Source organism: Streptomyces sp. SAS_272 (genome assembly GCF_052543235.1).
On the sequence record NZ_JBMNDR010000204.1, the window covers coordinates 1 to 2,233 of the forward strand.

Genomic DNA, 2,233 nt, shown 5'->3' on the forward strand with positions numbered 1-2,233 from the left:
CTCCACGAACGCCGTCCCGGGCAGCAGCACCGTCCCGGCCACGGCGTGGTCGGCCAGCCAGCGGTGCGACGTCAGCGACAGCCGCCCCGACAGCACCACGCTCCGTGTGCCGGCCAGATTCGTCACCGCGCCGAGCAGGGGGTGACCGGCGGCGGCCAGACCCGCGGCGCAGACGTCGGCGGCGCGGCGGGCGGGCTCCAGCCAGTGCCGGCTGCGCTGGAAGGCGTAGGTGGGCAGATCGGCCGGCTCCCCCGCCCAGGACAGGGCGGGCCCGAAGTCGACGTCCAGGCCGCGCTCCCACGCCTGGCCCAGCGACGTCAGGAAACGGTCCATGCCGCCCTGGCCGCGGCGCAGCGTCGGCACCGACACGGCCACAGCCCCGCCCGACCCGCCGGCCCCGCCCGACCCGCCCGACCCGCCGGCTCCGTCTGCGGCGGGCGCTGTGGGCGCTGTGGGCGCGGCGTCCTCGAAGGTCTCCTGCATGCCCTGGGCGAGGACCGGGTGGGCGCCGCACTCGACGAAGGCGGTGTGTCCGTCGGCCAGCAGGGCCCGGGTGGTCTTCTCGAACTCCACGGTCCGGCGCATGTTGCGGTACCAGTACGCGGCGTCCAGGCCGGCGGTGTCGATCGGCCCGCCGGTGACGGTGGAGTAGAAGGGCGTCTGGCTCGTGCGGGGGGTGATCGGCGCGAGCAGGTCCAGGACGCGCTCGCGGATGGGCTCGACGTGACGGGAGTGCGAGGCGAACGTCGTGGCGATGCGACGGCAGCGCGCGCCGTCGGCCTCCAGGGCCCGGGCCAGCTCGTCGAGGGCGCCGGTGGTGCCCGAGACGACGGTCGAGGAGGGCCCGTTGACGACCGCGATCTCCAGGTCGTCGGCGTGCCCGGCGAGGTAGGGGCGCACGGCGCCGGCGGGCAGCGCGACGGACAGCATGCCGCAGGCGCCCTCGATCTCGGTGATCGCCCTGCCGCGCAGCGCCACCACCAGCGCGGCGTCGTCCAGGGACAGGGCGCCGGCGACGGTCGCCGCGGCGATCTCCCCCTGCGAGTGCCCCGCCACCGCGTCCGGCGCCACCCCGAACGAACGCCACAGCTCCGCCAGCGACACCATCACCGCCCACAGCGCCGGCTGGACGACGTCCACCCGCTCCGACAACGCCCCGTCCCCGTCGCCCTCCCCCAGCAGCACCTGCAGCAGATCCCACTCCACATGCGGCGCCAGCGCCCGCGCGCACTCCTGCAGCCGGGCCCGAAACACCGGCGCCTGGGCGTACAGAGGCGCCGCGACGCCGTCCCAGTACGAGCCCTGGCCCGGGAAGACGAACACGGTCTTGCCCGGCACGGCGGCCTGGAGGGGCGAGTCGGGCTCCGCGAGCGCCCTCGCGCCGCGGACCAGGGCGTCGCGGTGGGCGCCGACGAGCACGGCCCGGTGGTCGAAGACGGTGCGGTGACGCACGAGCGCGGAGCCGATGGCGGCCGCGTCCACGCCGGGGTGCTCGGCGGCGAACCCGGCGAGGCGGGCGGCCTGTTCACGCAGCGCGGCGGGGGTCTTGGCGGACAGCGCCCACGGCACCGCACCAGCCGCTGCCGCCGCAGTCGCAGCCTGCCCGGCGGCGGCCGCAGCAGTGTCGGCGGGCGCAGCAGGGTCGGCGGCCGGAGCAGTGTCGGCGACCGCAGCAGCGGCGGCGGCCGCAGCAGCGGCGGCGGGAGCAGGGTCGGCGGCGGGAGCAGGGTCGGCGGGAGCAGTGTCGACGGCGGGAGCAGCGGCGTCGGCTCGGTCGGCGGTCGTCTCCTGCGGGGGCGCCTGTTCCAGGATCAGGTGGGCGTTCGTGCCGGAGATCCCGAAGGAGGAGACGGCCGCCCGGCGCGGGCGCCCGACCTCGGGCCAGGCCCGCTCCTGCGCGAGCAACGACACCGCTCCCGCCGCCCAGTCCACCCGCGCGGTCGGCTCCGCAACGTGCAGCGTGCGCGGCAGCACCCCGTGCCGCAACGCCATCACCATCTTGATCACACCGCCGACCCCCGCGGCCGCCATCGTGTGACCGATGTTCGACTTCAACGACCCCAGCCACAACGGCTCCTCGGGCGTGTGCTCGCGCCCGTAGGTGGCCAGCAGCGCCTGCGCCTCGATCGGGTCCCCGAGCCTGGTGCCCGTGCCGTGCGCCTCCACCGCGTCCACGTCCGCGCCCGACAGACCCGCGTTCGCCAGCGCCTGACGGATCACCCGCTGCTGCGAC

1 protein-coding gene is annotated in these 2,233 nt (G+C 76.5%); it reads right to left on the reverse strand.

The window, feature by feature from the left end:
• Nucleotides 1-2,233, reverse strand: a 2,233-nt coding sequence (locus tag ACN6LD_RS42130; protein WP_445045930.1) for an acyltransferase domain-containing protein, incomplete at both ends; no start/stop codon positions are given.